We start from the raw sequence: 16381 nt of genomic DNA on the forward strand, positions 1-16381 counted from the left end.
CAGTTATGGATGCGAGGCGATATTTTGAGTGCGCAAAATTTAAGATGGAAGACGCAAATATATTTTTCGCGATCATACAGGCATTTAAAGCCTAATAGCAAGGAACAATTGTTCTTTCTGTTATGGGTTGTTTTGCCCAGTTTGATCATTTTTCTTTTCTTTTACACAAAAATAAGTTATCTGTTGGCAGTTTGGATTAAGGAGGCGCTTTCGCTTGTTATCCCTGTGATTTCTTTAGGCATTGGCTACGGAGAATTTCTTCCGCTCTTTGGCGGCGTCTACTATGTACAGATTCCAAGCAAAATGCCGTCTTTCCAGGAGGTTACAACAAATCTTGTGGTTACCCTTCTCCTTCTTTTTATATGCTTCTTTCTCATTAAAAGTAGTAAAAGAGGAACTCCACTCTTAATCTATTTTGCCATTATACTTTTGATACATCTGGTTGCAGGTACTTATTTTATGTTTGCAAAAGATTCTTACCCTTACTCAGCGACACAGTATTCGGAATTATACATTCAGCAACAGGTAGGTATTTGGCTGTCTTTTCTGGTTCTATCAGGTCTCATCACTGGAATACTCGGCTACGGCAGTTTGAAAGGCAGGCTTGTTGTCTTTTTCGGAACTATGGCATATTCATTCATATTTGGGTGCGTGCGCTACTTGGTTTCCATTTTTATTGTATCCAAGGCCTCCTCACTTTATATGGCATCGCTGTTTTTTTCATTGGGGCCGATGTTTGATTTCTTATATCTTGTATGTTTCTATAGTATTTATATTAATCAGCAGATTAAGCGACTTGGCCAAGGCGAGGGGAGAGCGATGTGGCATTGGCTGTAACTGTCTTAAAAGCATATTTTGTGTTTATCGTGATTTTGATGCTTGTTTATGCGGTTCGCCATTTCATTTTCTCCTATAACCGAATCTTTGGGCGACAGAGGATGTATTACAGCGATATATACGATAGCGAATTGCCATTCGTATCGGTACTTATTCCCATGCATAACGAGGAGAATGTCCTGCAATATGTACTGGACGCGTTACTGGAATGTAATTATGAAAAAGACCGCTTTGAAATCATCCCTATTAACGATAATTCGTCCGATGCAACGGGGAAAATGCTGGATGAATACCACCGCAGGCACCCCCTTATCCAACCGCTGCACCGTTATTCGGAAGAGCGCGGCAAGCCTGCAAGCCTAAACGATGCAATGCAGCTAGCAAAGGGGGAAATCATCATAGTCTTTGATGCGGACTACCGCCCGGGCAAAGATCTGCTGCGGCAGCTTGTCCTTGCCTTTGCAGACCCTGAGGTTGGTGCAGTGATGGGCAGGGTGATTCCCTATAATACAAATAAGAATTTGTTAACGAGGCTGCTTAATCTGGAACGCTCGGGAGGGTACCAAGCGGACCAGCAGGCGCGGTATAATTTAAAGACTATACCGCAATATGGCGGTACTGTGGGTGGTTTTCGTAAAAGTATAATAATAGAAACAGGAGGGTTTGACCCGCGCGTCCTTGCTGAGGATACAGAGCTGACATACCGGCTTTATACCAAGGGATGGAAAGTGGTCTATGCCAATGCTGCCGAATGTTACGAAGAAGTTCCTGAAACGTGGAAGGCACGGGCTAAACAGGTGCGGCGCTGGTCCCGTGGTCATAACGCTGTTATGTTCCGTTATTTTTTACCGGTGATTTTTTCGAAGCATATGACCTTGCGTGAAAAGATAGATGGATTGCTGCTCTTGATTGTGTATGCGGTACCATTTTTGTTTGCTCTTGGACTGATTGACTCTATCGCTCTGTTTTTTCTGGGAGAGATGAACGTTTTTTCAGGATGGTGGGCAATCTTTTTTGTTGGTGCCTATAACAGTTTCGGAAATTTTGCCCCTTTTTACGAAATCGCCATAGCGCTAATGGTTGATGGAGTAAAAAGAGACATTTTGCTATTACCGCTTATAGCATTCAATTATTATTACTATTTGTGGTACATCAGTTTAGGATTCCTGGATGCTGTGATTGACCTCATAACTAAGCGTGATGTGAAGTGGGTAAAGACTAAACGGTTTGAGAATAGTGTTAAGGCAGGAGTGACACAGCATTGGCATTAATTTTAGTTTCCATAATAATCTTCATCATCATGTTGCTCTTCCCAATTCTCTTTAGCCTTGTTTCCCTGCGAAAAAGCAGTGGCGATGTGCTCGACATTCAACAGTCAAAAGTAAAAGACCCCCGTTATTTTGTTAAATCGTTTACTAGGCTGTTTGACCAACAGTGGGCAAATTATGATGGCTCAGGTAAGATTTTCCTCTCAAGAGAAGAGAATATTTTGGAAGCCGATGGAATAGCAGAATATCCTCCAGTCTGCCATAGTATCGTATATGCGGAAAATCTGGAATTCCGGCCACCGGCAGGCATCAGCTTTGAAAAAGAGGTTTATGCTTGCCAAAATGCCTATTTGTTTGGTATTAAGACGGTCAGGGCTATTTGCAGCAAAAAGGACCTGGTTTTAGGCAGTGGTACCCGAGTTTTACGGTGGGTAGATGCTGAAGGGACGCTCACTGTCTTTGATGACTGTGACCTGGGTATAAGTGCTAGCAGCACCACAAAAATCATAATCGGCAGCAATTCTCGTTTTAGGCGTTTATTTGCGCCCACCATCTTATTTGGACAAGCACCCGGGGAAGAATCACTGTTTAATGACCGCAGTCAGGATATAAATTTAGAAGCGGTTGCTTTAGGCTGTTTCCGGAACATAAAATATGTGGACGATGACCTTACAGATGATGCCGGTGTTTTGACAGGGTCCATCATAACCATACACAATATTATCGTACTAAACAGCCTTACTGTTAAAGGACATATTCGCTCCCATAAAAGCATAAGACTGTGTGACCATGCGGTGGTTTATGGCAACCTTTTTGCGGAGGAAGATATTTATCTGGGGCAAAATGCACGTGTATATGGAACGGTTTTCACACAGGGGAACTTGTATGCCGAAAGCGGTGTAACTATTGGCCAACCTGGCAAAACAAAATCAGTTATCGCACGGGGAAAGATCATTTTTGAGAAAAACTGCCGAGTCCACGGCTATGTTAATTCAGAAGCGGGTGGAATATGCTGCCCTGATAACAACTTTTGCAAAACGGATACAGCCACCTTGCCCGTTTTGTCCCGTCCACGCCCTGAAAAGGAGTACCTGTTGAAAAAACCTTGGCCGGCTGTAATTAGCGCAGTAGTACTTTTTGCGGTTATCACTACCAGTGTATCTGCCACAGTAATTCTCAAAAAAGTACAGGAATATGAAAGGTTTTTTAAGGATAAGCAGGCGGTTGCAGAAGAATTCTCTTATGGCATAGATGGCAAACCGGATGGCGGCCAATTGGAAACTGAGCCGGTGCTGATAACAAAGGACCATGTCTATTTTAAGGATAGAGTGTTGGAACGATTTCATTATGATACTAACAATATTCTTCAGAATTCCGAAGTTCTAAGGGGTATCATGGCTTCGCTGCCAGAAGGCGTAAACAAATACCTGATGCTTGTCCCTGGACGTATCCGATTTGAGAGTGATGCATATCAGCAGTATTCAGATGACGTTATTGGTGCAATCAATGAAGTATATGCCAAAATGCCGTCCATGCAGGGTACGGGACGGGTTACTGAGCACGATTTTATGCTGCTTACTCGGCAATCGTGATGCCGTAGAACTCACTCGCAGTAACGGAAAGGCTGTCAACCATGTGACTATCAACAGTCACCGTATTCTCCGGAAGCAAGATGAACAAGATGCTTACTGCAGGGAAGAAGAGAGTCGAGTAGCTAAACGGAAATCCCCGAGCATATAATATTACACTTAAATGGCGCTAGCGATCGGAATGAAGTCAATGCGGGGCTTAAGAGACTTATGGAAGAGATCGTTAGGTTTGTAACCAGAGGAGATGATTCTTCTGATGGATATCCTTCCTGACGTTCTTAAACCGGGCCTTAAGGTGGTTTTCTGCGGGATGGCGGTTGGGAACCGGTCTGCTGCCATTGGGGCTTATTATGCCGGGCGAGGCAACCAATTCTGGGCAGTACTCTACAGGATTGGCCTAACTCCTCGCCAGTTACAGCCACAAGAATATCGTATCCTTTTGAACTATGGTATAGGTCTCACCGATTTAGTGAAAAAGGCTTCAGGGAATGATAATACTTTAAAGAAAGAAGTCTTTAATATTGCGGGTCTTAGGCAGCGTCTGGAAAAAGCGTCTCCAAAAGTGGTTGTTTTTAATGGCAAGCGAGCTGCTATGGAATTCCTGGGTCGTCCTGTAAAATACGGGTTACAACCGGAAAGAGTGGGGTCATCGGCTGTTTTCGTCTTACCATCAACCTCGGGTGCGGCACGAGCTTACTGGAATGAACAATACTGGTTGGAACTTGCCGAGTATGTAGGACGGTATGATAAACAGGGGCACTACACAAGTCCCGAATAAATAGCGGAATAACCTCTTCCGCAAGAATGGGGTGGAACAGTTTGTTTCAACGGTGGGACCCCATAGTGACGTAAGCGTAAAATAATCCCCACCTTGCAAATAAGGTGAGGATTCTAACTAAACTCATTTTTTTACTCGGCAGTATGAGGGAATAGAATCGGACCACGGAAGCAGATTATCCAGGGCGTTCTCTATTTAGCCCCCTAGAACTTTTGGAGAAAATGCACGCATATGATAGTACAGTAGTTGTGCAGTTTCAGGATAATTTTCCCAATCCCATAACCTAAGCTCCAAAGAATGTGGCCAGAATTTATCAATAAGCCTTGAAAAACGCTGGGTTGCCGTGTCAAAATAGACTTGGATCAACTGCTCGCAACAGCGGATCCGACAACCGGCGTTGAAGAAGTACCTTATCACTTCGCAGAGGGAGGGGGCTTGTTCGGCGCCTTCTTTATTGCACTCCCAAGAGGCATAACAAAGAAGGGTCTTCGCTGTAAACAAGAGCTCCACATGTGCGAAATGAGCTGTTTCAGACTGAGCATAGCAAGATGTTAAACCAAGATTCTGTTTAGCGGTGCGGTAAAAAACTTCTATTCTCCATCGTTTAACATAGGCAGTTGCAGCTTCTTCCGGCGTATCTACGCGATTGCTTATCAGGAGATACGCATCCTTGAAGGTTGCCGGGCATTCTTCCTCCGGAAGAACTATGCTGCCCTCGACAGCCTGCTTCTCATAAGTGGCTGCAATGGCAGCTATGGGTAAAAAACGTTGTCTAGTAATGGGTTTTCCCTTGCGTGTTAAGGTCTCATAGGGCATTTTGATGTAAATGTCCGGAATACTGAGAACCGATTCTTTGCCAAGGACCCGAAGCTGGGAATAAACTTCTCGCAGCAGTTGCTTCGGATTAAGTTTAATGTAGCGTTCCTTTCCTAGTACCGGGTCGTAGATTTTCCTGAATAGCGCTGTGTTACGTTTGGCTTTGGTAACCCAGTCAAAATTTTGACCCATCAGCCAGTTCAGGAACTTTTTACACAAAAACCAGCGATCCATGGCTACCCATAGTCTGGCCTTGTTCAGCTGACGAGCCTCTGCGAGCATCTGTTTAGCAAGATCAAGCTTGCTTTGTTTTTCATTCTCCTGACCGGTTTTAACCCAAAAGCGCCACAGCATGGGATATTCGAGCCCATTCTTTAAGACAGCCAGAGTCGACACAAGATTAATGCACCATACATTGCACTTATCCGAACTGTCAAAGAGCCAACAGAGAAAAGGGATTTTTTTACCGTGAGGATGCTCAATTTTGGTATCGTCTAAGGCAATGATATCGCCGTCGGTCAGCCTGTGTAAATGCTAAAATAAAGTGTACCAAAAACGCTAATGAAAAGTGTGCCACTAAAATAAGCCAGTAATGGCAAATATTATGGCTTTTCATGGTATTATCTTAATTGGTGCGGAACCAAAAAAGTAATATTATGGGAGGCGAAAAATGATTAAGAGGTGGCACATGTACAGTAAAATTCAGGTAATGAAAAGTGAAGGTTTTAAACAACGTAAGGTGGCAAAAATGCTACAGATTCATCGTAATACTGTTAAGAAATACTGGGATATGACACCTGATGAGTTTCAGGAGACAATCCTCGAACCGGCTAAGAAATCCAGCCTTGAGCAACACAAAGAGTTGATTATCTCATGGTTGCGGACTTATCGTGAAATAACCGCTGCCCAAATTTATGATTGGTTAAAAGAAAAGTACAACCCGACTCTGGCAGAAAACAGTGTCAGAAGATATGTCCGAATGTTACGGATAGATTACAATATCAAGCCGGAAGGTGATGACCGCAACTATGAAGCAGTCCTGGATCCTCCGATGGGATTGCAGATGCAGGTTGATATTGGGACCATATCAGTCGAAAATGTTCGGACAAGGCGATATCAGAAACTTTACTGTATTGGGTTTGTGCTTTCAACTTCAAGATATAAGTACGGGGTATGGTTTTCAAAACCACCGGATGCTATGGATATGGTAAACGCCATTAAATGCTGTTTTGAATGGATGGGCGGCAAGCCTAAAGAACTGGTATTTGACCAGGACAGGCTGATTGCAGTGGATGAAAATTATGGCGATATACTTTATACAAAAGAGTTTGAAGCGTTCAGACAAAACGAGAAGCTGAATATCTACCTCTGCCGGAAAGGCGATCCGCCAAGTAAGGGCCGGATTGAAGCTGTGGTAAAATTCTTTAAGTACAATTTCGCAAGATATCGGCAATATTCCGAACAATGGATATGGGATGAGGAATTTGAAAAATGGCTTCACAGAACCGGTAACGCCAAAAAACACTCAATTACAAAGAAAATACCGGCTGAGGTGTTTGAAATAGAACGTGGCTACCTCACTCCGGTATCATACAAAATAGAAAATCCTGATAGTAATATATTACTGCGAAAAATCAGAAAAGACAACACCGTCATGTATGAGGGCAGCAGATATACCGTACCCACCGGAAGTTTTGGAGTTTATGAAGATGTCCAATTGCAGATTCAGGAAGATGAACTGCTTATATATGCCGGTTTTTGCGATATACTGCTGGCCAGGCACAAGATATGCTTGGAAAAGGGTAAATTAATCCAAAACAACAATCATATCAGAAACAAGAACATTAAGATTGCCGGCATGAAAGAGGCTTTAAAAGCCAGATTTTTAGACCCTGCTACAGCTGAAAAGTATCTTGACCGGATACATGCAGGGAAGAAAAGATATGTCAGGGATCAGTTCCAGTTAATCGAAAAGACCATCAGTCAATACAGCAGCGAGGCTGTGGACGCGGCCCTTCAGTATTGCCTGACAAATGAACTTAACAGTGCGGTTGATTTTCGGGATGCGGTCATCCATTTTAGCCAGGGCATAAAGGAAACAGAGAACAAGCCGGTCCCCTCGGATATTCATACCACAAACAATTCAAGCTTATCCAGCCTTAAAGTGGCCAAAAGAAATCTGCAGGATATGATCAACTGCCTGAAAGGGGGCGCCGGAACATGGCTGAATTAACTGTTGTGGCGTCCAAGCTGAAACAACTGAACCTTATCGAAGCTTCCCACAGTCTCGAGACGGTTGTTGCGGAGGCGGCCTTGGCCAACAAGACACCGCTTGATGTATTGGATAAGTTATTAAACCTTGAAATTGACGGCAGAAACGCCAAAGGAAAAGCAAAAAGGCTGAAAGCTGCTTGTTTCCCCTATGTAGAAGGATTAGACAGCTTTGATTTTAACCGTAAGGGTTTTACAGGGATAAGCAAAGCTCACATCAAACAACTGGCTGAATTGGCCTGGCTGGAGAAGGCTTATAACATCATGTTCCTGGGTCCTACCGGGCTCGGCAAAACGAGGCTTTCAATCGGACTCGGGTTGAAGGCGGTAGAGGCCGGATATCACGTATCATTCATCAGTCTTGACGAGTTGATGCGGATTCTAAAGACTTCGGAAATCAGCCCTAGGGCCGCAAGAAGGGTCAAGGCCATAAAGAACAGTGATCTGGTCATCCTGGACGAGGTGGGCTTCTTGCCCATCTCTAAACAGGACGCGAACAAGCTATATGAATTAGTGAATTTACTGTATCTAAAAACATCTATCATCTTGACCAGTAACAAAAGCTTCGAGGAATGGAGTGAGTTCATAGGTGACAGTATGATAACCGCCGCAATCCTCGACCGTCTGGCCCACCAGTGTGAGATATTTACCCTGGATGGCCCAAGCTACAGACTAGAAAATCGAAGAACCATTTTTGGAAATTAATTACTGGGAATTTTATTGGTAGAAATTAGCTCAAAGTGGTACAAAAAATATTAGCGTTTTTGGTACATTTGATATTGACGTTTACAGCCTGCTATCCGTGTTTTCTTGTAACCTGGCAAATCTGCCCAAAGAGAACCGGAGCCACTGAAAGGGCTTGGAGAGAAACCGGCTGAAGGCACTTTGAGAGATGATTTGCCCGGAAAGCAGTTGTTGTAAAAATGGAGCTTCCGTTGAAAACTTAGCATTTTGATTTGCAGAACTTGAATGATTAACAAGGCCGCAGATGTAGGCAAAAGCCAGGAGCCACGCTGGAATTCCGGAGTGTTTGCGTATTCCGGACTGGGAAAACAGCAGAGAAGGTCAAACAAATCCCAAATTGTCTTGAGTACCGGGATTCCGGCACCTTGACCGTGATCTTTTTTCTCGAAAGTTGGTTTACACAGTTTCTTCATCAACATCACCCATATCGCTAGAGTGATGGTAGAAAATACCATCCAAAGCGATTATGGGGGCTTTTCGAAAAAGTCAAGCCTTTTTTGTCGAAAATTAGGATCTTTTTTTAAAATATTTTTGGAGTTATCATTTTCTATTTATTTCCACCAACTGCATAACTCCTGTAATAAAGAGAAAATATGATTCAAAGCATAGATAGTAATCATAATTTTGAGCCTTAATATGGGCTTTTTTGTTAATTTAGCAGTAAAACGATGTAATATTTTGGTATAATTTAGTTGTTTATAATATGAGAATAGTGTTGATGTAGGAGTTTAAGGTAATCATTGCTCTTAAACTATTACATAATGCTTTATTCAATATCTAATAAAACCATCCCGACTGACAATCTTCTGTCAGTAACAATATGAAATAGTTTGCTTACAGGAATCTCAGTTGCTTAATGATATGAAATTGGAGAAATGATAAATGAGTTTTGTTAAGAAAATAATTGATGGAATTAAAAAGGTATTTTCAGGCTCAAAATATCGGGTAGTTCTATCCATTGAAAACAAGCGAATAGTTTTAAATACATATAAAGGAACCAGAAAAGTGCCTTTTACTCAGTTATTGAACAAACATATGGAGTTGGGCAAGCTGTCACCTTGCATAAAAAAGGAGAAAGAACGTTTAGTAATACCGTTTGAAAACTTGGAACAGGTAAAAACGGAATTATCCTTTATAAATTCCGTGGATCAGAATAACCAGCTTGAAGTTTTGATACCTGAGGAAATTAAAACGCTAAAACCGATTAATATACCTGCAAAATTTGAAATTAATTATAGCTGGAGTGATGCAGAGCAAGTTATTCTTCAAAAAATGGAGGGGACATATTTCGGAAAAGGCTGGTTTGTTTCAAAAAATGGCTATTGGAACATACCAGGACTGAACGAAAACGATGAGTTATGGCTCGATAAAACCAAAATTCAAGGAAAAGAAATTCTTGAGTTCGTCAGCCATGTCATCTCTGAATGGGAAAAACGCGGGCTCCCTGTAAAATGCGAGATAAGTACGGGAACGGAACCTGCCTTTATAATTAGGATTAACGAAGTTGGAGAGAACTCAATCGGATGTGAAATCCTGTGGAGGGTAAAAGCAGAAAGTATTAGTGAAATACCCTCTGTGGAAGGGTATGTTATTTCAGAACATATTCTTTGTGAGGGGCTTAATGTAGCAAAGCTTCCTGTAAAACTGCCTTTGCAAAGTAAAAGCTTTTCCCTACTGGGGGATGATATCGCTGTCTTTCAGAAGCATATTCTTCCAAGGATCAGAAAATGGACACAGGGTAATGTGGAAGAATTGGCTAAGATGCATCGCATCCTGGAAAGTGCCGGGGAGTTAGTTCTATTGGTGGAAAGAAAGGAATTGAACAGTGTAGGCACCGCTGAAGCAGTTCCGCTTTTTGTTTGTGAAAAAGAACGAGTAAAGGCAGAAGAAATCTCCCGTAAAATTTTACCCGAGACAAAATATATCCGGTTGAACACCGGCTGGTATCCAGTGGAAAAACTGAAACAGCTGGGTCTTGGGCCTATGGGGCGACTGATGGATGGGACATCATTAAGCAATTACATAAAACTTACCACCACTGAAATTCTTCGGAGGGGGTCGGAACGTTTTGATGGCCCTTGGCAGCGTATTGAATTTCCGGAGATAAAGCTTCCGGCTGACGATACTCCATATAGTATTGCGCTCAAGCATCTGGATTTTTTGGAGCAATGGGGAATTCCAGGCGGATTTATCGGAACATTTGCCGAATATCAGACTACAGTGCTTGAAAATCTTGCAAAAGTGCTGCAAAAATCACCAAAAGTCAGGATACTAATAGTAGGGAAAAAAGTCCTTTTTGACGGTATGTCGGAGAAATGGAAACAGATCCTTTCCGGAAGATATGATGGGAACAAAAAAGACCCGGAGTTGAAGGCAAATACAGCAGGAGTGTTTGCGGCAACACCCAATGCTTTGGAGCTTTATCCGGGGCTAAGCCAGGCTAAGTGGGATATTCTTTTGATTATGGAACCTGATGCCTTAGTTAAATCCAGTACATCAAGGTTATTCAACAATCTTGTCTCATGTAAAGCCCGTGTGGTGCTAGGTGTTTTTACAGGTACTGAATTTTATAGCCACCGGCAGTCCTTTGAAGCGCTTTCAACAATATTTGGCATACAGGATAGGGAGATAGGCTGGAAATATGGGCTGCGAAACCCTAATGAGAAAAGAGTCGTTTTACCGCCGCCTTACAGACTCAAATACAAACCTGTGAATAACAAGAATCTACAAGGGTATCCTGCTGAATTAACTGTCAAAAGCGATTTCCCAGATAAAACCATGCCTATTCCGCCTAGAACAGAAAAGAGGATACAGGTTTCTGATAAAGAAAATTCAGGGATTGTTATCTCCATAAGTATTGAGAACTCCAATCGTTATTACAGTGGAGACAGCTCTTTTGTAGAAGAAGCGAAAAAAAGGGTTGGATATGTGGAGTATAGCGCAAAATTCATACCGTTCATGTCTTACTGGCCAACTTATAATTCCATGAGCCGTGAACAGCAAAAATGGTACTTTTACTGGCGGGGGCAGGTGCGTAAAGGTATCTATCACGATACAGACCTATCGTATATATTTGTGCATGTCTATGAATTGATTAACAACGTAGGTGTTAGAGACCCGATGGACGGGTATTGGCAGTTGTATAATGTGTGGATTAATTATCGGGAATGCTTTCCGAAGTTAGACCATTACCTGGTAGACTGGATTACCGATTATGTCGCGTTGCACAAGTGTAACGTTGACCTTCTTGAGATATATAAACAGCTTGTCAACAGGAATATTTATTCATTTTATCCGGATATACTTCTGGCAAGCTATAGTAAGTTGGGGTTACCCCAGCTTCCATTAGCTCTGATTAATCAACTGACAGATTATAATGTTCTGCGGAGCAAGTTTTACAACGAAGGCTGCCAGGCCCTTTTAGAAGAGTATATACCCAAGACCATAGAAAAAGTGAATGCCTACCTGTTACAAAAGCATCATTTAGGAATTCTGGACTTCTTCAAACCAAGTCAGACGGAAAAGATCCAAAGAGAGCCCTTCCGCAGTGCTGTTTACTGCCATAAAAGCAGTCGCGAGATTACTATCGAGACTGTTCCTTTCACTAAGCACAAGCCTTTGCGGGATTTCCTCACAAGTGTAGTAAAGCACACTGAAAACAAGCTCAGGGAGATTAAAGGGTATACGGGAAGGCTTCGGGGGTATACGATAGAACCCGATATCATGAAATGGATAGATGATTATTTAACTTCCGAACTAAAAGGACCGGAAATAACGGTAAAACCGTCTCCCAAGATTGAGATAGACGCTTCAAAGGTGGCACAGTTAATCAAAGACTCCGATAAAGTGCGGGATATGCTGATTGCAGACGAAGGTGTTACTGAAGTTCCTGGTAAAGTACAGAATGTTGAACCAACAATAATAGCTGGTAGAATCGAAAGACCGCCAGGTACGCTGGACAAACTACTCACTGATTTGGAACCTGTCCACCAGATGCTTAGGGTGCTCGACCGCCAGCAATTGCATTTGCTCAGAGTCCTGGCAGAACATCAGTGGGAGCTGGGAGACAAAGAACTTAACGGGCTATTTCCGGATATGTTTATTGACCCTGTTGTAGACAGCATCAATGAGGTATCTCTCAAGTACGTCGGAGATCTGCTTATTGCTGTTGAAAGAGATAAAAAGGTTGTTGCCGACGATTTCCGGGATGAACTGGAGTACCTGTTGCCCCGTCTGGAAGAACCAACGATTCAAAAGGCGGAAGATACCTACAAGGCTTTAGACTTGCCTGAAGAATGGGAACGCTTCAGAGCGAATATTTCAGCCTTCCAATATAAAGCCCTTTTAGCCATTGTAAAGCAAGAAGATTTGGTATCAAGCATAAACAGAATTGCCGAGGAGAGCTTTATGATGCCGGAAATGCTAATTGATTCCATAAACGAATTAGCACTGGAGAATATTGGAGACATGATTATTGAAGTGGAGTCTTTTCCGCCGGTAATCAATGAAGAATACCTGGAAATGGTTAAAAAAATTACCGCATGAAGATAGGTGGTTTGTATGAGTCAAATGAAGATACCGAAGAGAATCAGTACTGCATTGATTCATTCCTTGTCCGCGGGTGTGGTTCCCCGCATTGGCTTGGAGTATATTGCTGTGGGACGAAAGGATGAAATTGAATCACTGTTGGCTGACCTTGAAAACGTTGCGGAGGGGGGAGCCTCCTTCCGGCTTGTAGTAGGGCGATATGGAAGCGGCAAGAGCTTTCTGATGCAGATCATCCGCAATTATGCGATGGAAAGAGATTTCGTGGTTGCAGATACCGATTTGTCACCAGAGCGCCGTTTGGTGGGGGCTAAGGGGCAGGGGTTAAGTACATACCGTGATCTCATCACCAACATGTCTACTAAAACCAGGCCTGATGGGGGGGCTCTGGCCTCAATCCTAGAGCGATGGATATCGGGAATCCAGATGCAAGTAGTTAAAGATACGGGGTTACGGCCTAATGACAACGGCTTTGGAGAGGCAGTGGAGGTAAAAATCCTGGAGGTTGTCAACAGTATTGAAGGAATGGTGCATGGGTTTGACTTTGCCAATGTTGTGATCACCTACTGGAATGGATACCGGCAGGGGGATGATGCTAAAAAGAGTGCTGCACTGCGCTGGCTTCGCGGTGAATTTGCGACCAAGACCGAAGCGAGAACTTTCATGAATGTCCAGATGATTATTGATGACGAAAGCTGGTATGACTACATCAAACTAATGGCCTCATTTGTCTCGCACATCGGATATAAGGGTTTGGTAATCTTTATAGATGAGGGTGTTAATCTGTATAAGATTACCAACTCCGTTTCCAGGCAAAGCAATTATGAAAAGCTCCTGACCATGTTTAACGACACTATGCAGGGGAAAGCGCAGAATCTTGGAATTATTCTGGGTGGAACCCCCCAATTCGTAGAGGACCAGAGAAGGGGGTTGTACTGTTATGAGGCCTTGCGTACCAGGTTCTCGGAAAGCCGGTTTACAAAAGACGGTTTTCGTGACCTCACCGGACCCATTATCCGTCTTCAAACCCTAACCCATGAAGAAATATTCGTTCTTTTAAATCGCTTGTTGGAAGTTCATAAAAACCACTATGGTTATGAGCCGGCAATCTCCTCAAACGACATAATCGAGTTTATGCAGGCGGTGGCAGGCCGTATGGGTGCGGATGAGCTTTTGACACCAAGAGAGGTTGTCAGGGATTTTATTAGCATTCTGAACATACTGCACCAGAATCCGGATATCTCCTTTGGTCATGTTCTGCATGGACCGGATTTCCAGATAAAATCAGCCGATAAAGACCCGGACCAGATAGATGAAAGTGAATTTGCGGAGTTTACGTTATGAGCGTGAATCCTTTTTACAGACTAGCTCCTTTTATCCAGGAATACATTTACAATCATGGTTGGACGGAACTGCGGGCAGTCCAGGTTGAAGCCTGCAGGGTTATTTTTGAGTCGGAGGCCCACCTGCTGCTGGCCGCGGGAACTGCGGCGGGAAAAACCGAAGCCGCGTTTTTACCGGTGATAACCCTGCTCCATGAAAATCCGTCTACGACCATTGGCGCTCTCTATATCGGTCCGTTGAAGGCCTTAATCAACGACCAGTTCATGCGACTCAACGATTTGCTTGAAGAAGCACACATTCCGGTTTGGCACTGGCATGGAGATGTTTCCCAAAGCCACAAAAACAAGATGATGAAAGATCCAAAGGGGATTTTACAGATTACACCCGAGTCTCTAGAGAGTATGTTGATTAACAGGAGCACCGATATTTTGCGACTGTTTTCCGACCTTCGGTTTATCATCATCGATGAAGTACACGCCTTTATGGGGACAGACCGTGGAAGCCAGGTGCTCTGCCAATTAGAACGGTTGATGCGGTTGACCTGCATCCAGCCCAGGAGAATAGGACTTTCCGCAACACTGGGCGATTATTCCCTAGCAGAGAAATGGTTGGCCTACGGAACTGGAAAGACGGTTATAACACCGAAAATACAGTCTGGGCAGCAAAAGTTCCGTTTGGCTGTAGAACACTTTTACATAGATAACGAAGAGGATGAAGAACCTCAAAGGCAAGCTGGTTCTCCCTATGACGAATATATTTTTAACCAGTCCATAAACAGGAAATGTTTAATTTTTGCAAATAACCGGGAACAGACAGAGCATACTATTGCTACTCTGCGTCAGATGGCGGAAGGCAAAAAAATGTCGGATATTTATCATGTTCATCATGGAAGTATCTCAGCTCCTCTCCGGGAAGCAGCGGAGAAGGCAATGAAGGATTCACAGGAGCCTTGTATCACTGCTGCTACCGTTACGTTAGAGCTGGGCATTGATCTGGGACAACTGGAACGGGTCATCCAACTGGAAACACCTTTATCTGTTTCAAGCTTTTTACAGAGGCTGGGGCGTTCGGGAAGAAGGGGTACTCCTTCTGAAATGTGGCTTGTTTGCAAGGAGGAAAAGCCGGTACAAAATGATCTACTACCTAACCAGATTCCTTGGTCTCTTCTTCAATCCATTGCCATAATCCAGCTTTATTTGGAAGAAAGGTGGATTGAACCTGTAAAGCAGAAAAAGTATCCTTTCAGCCTGCTGTACCATCAGACCATGAGCACACTGGCTGCCATGGGAGAATTGGCTCCCGCGGCACTTGCGCAGAGAGTATTAACGTTGAGTCCCTTTAAAGACATACCGAATGAAGATTTCAGGCAACTATTACTATACTTGATTGAAATTGACCATATCCAGAAAACAGATGAAAGAGGTCTGCTCATCGGATTGGCCGGGGAGCAGGTGGTTGGTAGTTTCCGCTTCTACGCAGTATTTCCGGATAATGAGGAATATTCTGTACGGGATGAGTCAAAGGAAATAGGCAGTATTCTATCCCCGCCTCCGAAAGGGGAGCGTTTTGCTTTGGCTGGTCGTACATGGGAGGTTCTTGACATTGATATAAAACGTAAAACTATTTACGCAAAAGCTGTAAAGGGAAAAATCAAAACATCGTGGAGCGGCGGGAGCGGGAATGTCCATACAAAAATACTCCAGCGTATGAAGAAAGTCTTGCAGGAAGATATGGTATACCCTTACCTTCAGCCCGGCGCTGTTGACAGGTTGAATGAAGCCCGCAAGTTAGCACGTGAGACTGGTCTATTGAAAGACAATATACTTTCTCTGGGAGGAGACAGCTATTGTTTATTCCCCTGGATGGGAACTGTGGCTTACCGGACTCTGGACAGGTGTTTGCGCTATGTTGGAGCAGATTTATTTGGCATACGGAATGTAGGAGGTTTTTCGCCTTATTTCCTAATCTTTAGCATGCATGACAGTCAAGGGTTTGAAATTGAGGCTACACTAAGGGAGATTATGGATCGTGTTGTTGATATTCAGCAGTTAGTAAGCGAGGATGAAGCACCAAAACTGGAGAAATATGATGAATTTATCCCACCAGCTTTGCTCAGGAAAGCGTTCATCTATGATTATCTGGACCTGAACGAAGCAAGACATTGGCTGTTTAATCAATTAGGCTGAAAG

General features: G+C 43.3%; 11 protein-coding genes. 9 read left to right on the forward strand and 2 right to left on the reverse strand.

All coding sequences use genetic code 11. The features are described from left to right. The first annotated feature begins 24 nt into the window (after positions 1-24). The 4 genes from BR63_RS03560 (at position 25) to BR63_RS03575 (ending at position 4472) form a co-directional block, all read left to right on the forward strand. Positions 25-837, forward strand: a complete 813-nt coding sequence (locus BR63_RS03560) for a hypothetical protein (protein ID WP_153802196.1) — start codon at positions 25-27, stop codon at positions 835-837. Then, complete coding sequence (locus tag BR63_RS03565; RefSeq protein ID WP_243270059.1) at positions 822-2108, forward strand: glycosyltransferase family 2 protein; 1287 nt, start codon at positions 822-824, stop codon at positions 2106-2108. The genes BR63_RS03560 and BR63_RS03565 overlap by 16 nt, the downstream gene beginning before the upstream one ends. Next, a complete protein-coding gene (locus BR63_RS03570) occupies positions 2099-3697 on the forward strand; it encodes a bactofilin family protein (RefSeq protein ID WP_034425898.1) in 1599 nt (532 codons plus the stop codon). Before BR63_RS03565 ends, BR63_RS03570 begins: the two co-directional genes overlap by 10 nt. A gap of 253 nt (positions 3698-3950) precedes the next feature. Beyond that, complete coding sequence (locus BR63_RS03575) at positions 3951-4472, forward strand: mismatch-specific DNA-glycosylase (RefSeq protein ID WP_207724758.1); 522 nt, start codon at positions 3951-3953, stop codon at positions 4470-4472. A 195-nt stretch (positions 4473-4667) separates the two neighbouring features. On the opposite strand, the gene BR63_RS03580 is transcribed toward BR63_RS03575, so the two are convergent. Then, the gene (locus tag BR63_RS03580; protein ID WP_243270060.1) at positions 4668-5684 is read right to left on the reverse strand and encodes a transposase; all 1017 of its coding nucleotides are present in this window, start codon (positions 5682-5684) and stop codon (positions 4668-4670) included. 274 nt (positions 5685-5958) lie between these two features. On the opposite strand from BR63_RS03580, the gene BR63_RS03585 reads away from it, so the two are divergent. Beyond that, positions 5959-7521, forward strand: coding sequence for a DDE-type integrase/transposase/recombinase (locus tag BR63_RS03585; protein ID WP_187142697.1), 1563 nt, complete (start codon positions 5959-5961; stop codon positions 7519-7521). Then, the gene (istB, locus tag BR63_RS03590; RefSeq protein ID WP_187142695.1) at positions 7509-8264 is read left to right on the forward strand and encodes an IS21-like element helper ATPase IstB; all 756 of its coding nucleotides are present in this window, start codon (positions 7509-7511) and stop codon (positions 8262-8264) included. The genes BR63_RS03585 and istB overlap by 13 nt, the downstream gene beginning before the upstream one ends. Positions 8265-8314: 50 nt before the next feature. On the opposite strand, the gene BR63_RS03595 is transcribed toward istB, so the two are convergent. Beyond that, entirely contained in the window at positions 8315-8716 is a 402-nt protein-coding gene (locus BR63_RS03595) for a hypothetical protein (protein WP_207724759.1), read from the reverse strand. A 469-nt stretch (positions 8717-9185) separates the two neighbouring features. Here BR63_RS03595 and BR63_RS03600 point away from each other — a divergent pair, with 469 nt between their 5' ends. From BR63_RS03600 to BR63_RS03610, 3 genes are read left to right on the forward strand one after another with little or no spacing between them, the layout of a single operon-like run. Further along, positions 9186-12848 carry a TerB N- and C- terminal domain-containing protein gene (locus tag BR63_RS03600; RefSeq protein ID WP_034424804.1) on the forward strand — a complete coding sequence of 1221 codons (3663 nt, stop codon included), beginning with the start codon at positions 9186-9188 and terminating at the stop codon, positions 12846-12848. Positions 12849-12863: 15 nt separating this feature from the next. Next, positions 12864-14192, forward strand: coding sequence for an ATP-binding protein (locus BR63_RS03605; RefSeq protein WP_034424801.1), 1329 nt, complete (start codon positions 12864-12866; stop codon positions 14190-14192). Next, complete coding sequence (locus BR63_RS03610; protein ID WP_034424798.1) at positions 14189-16378, forward strand: DEAD/DEAH box helicase; 2190 nt, start codon at positions 14189-14191, stop codon at positions 16376-16378. Before BR63_RS03605 ends, BR63_RS03610 begins: the two co-directional genes overlap by 4 nt. Positions 16379-16381: the final 3 nt, after the last annotated feature.

The sequence above is a fragment of the Thermanaerosceptrum fracticalcis genome, from assembly GCF_000746025.2.
In the GTDB taxonomy this organism is placed as follows: Bacteria; Bacillota; Peptococcia; order DRI-13; family DRI-13; genus Thermanaerosceptrum; species Thermanaerosceptrum fracticalcis.

Bases quoted from the DNA above. Each gene is read 5' to 3' on its own strand.
- BR63_RS03575 (WP_207724758.1), top strand. From the start codon at position 3,951: ATGGATATCCTTCCTGACGTTCTTAAACCGGGCCTTAAGGTGGTTTTC.
- BR63_RS03585 (WP_187142697.1), top strand. From the start codon at position 5,959: ATGATTAAGAGGTGGCACATGTACAGTAAAATTCAGGTAATGAAAAGT.
- istB (WP_187142695.1), top strand. From the start codon at position 7,509: ATGGCTGAATTAACTGTTGTGGCGTCCAAGCTGAAACAACTGAACCTT.
- BR63_RS03595 (WP_207724759.1), bottom strand. From the start codon at position 8,716: ATGAAGAAACTGTGTAAACCAACTTTCGAGAAAAAAGATCACGGTCAA.
- BR63_RS03600 (WP_034424804.1), top strand. From the start codon at position 9,186: ATGAGTTTTGTTAAGAAAATAATTGATGGAATTAAAAAGGTATTTTCA.
- BR63_RS03605 (WP_034424801.1), top strand. From the start codon at position 12,864: ATGAGTCAAATGAAGATACCGAAGAGAATCAGTACTGCATTGATTCAT.
- BR63_RS03610 (WP_034424798.1), top strand. From the start codon at position 14,189: ATGAGCGTGAATCCTTTTTACAGACTAGCTCCTTTTATCCAGGAATAC.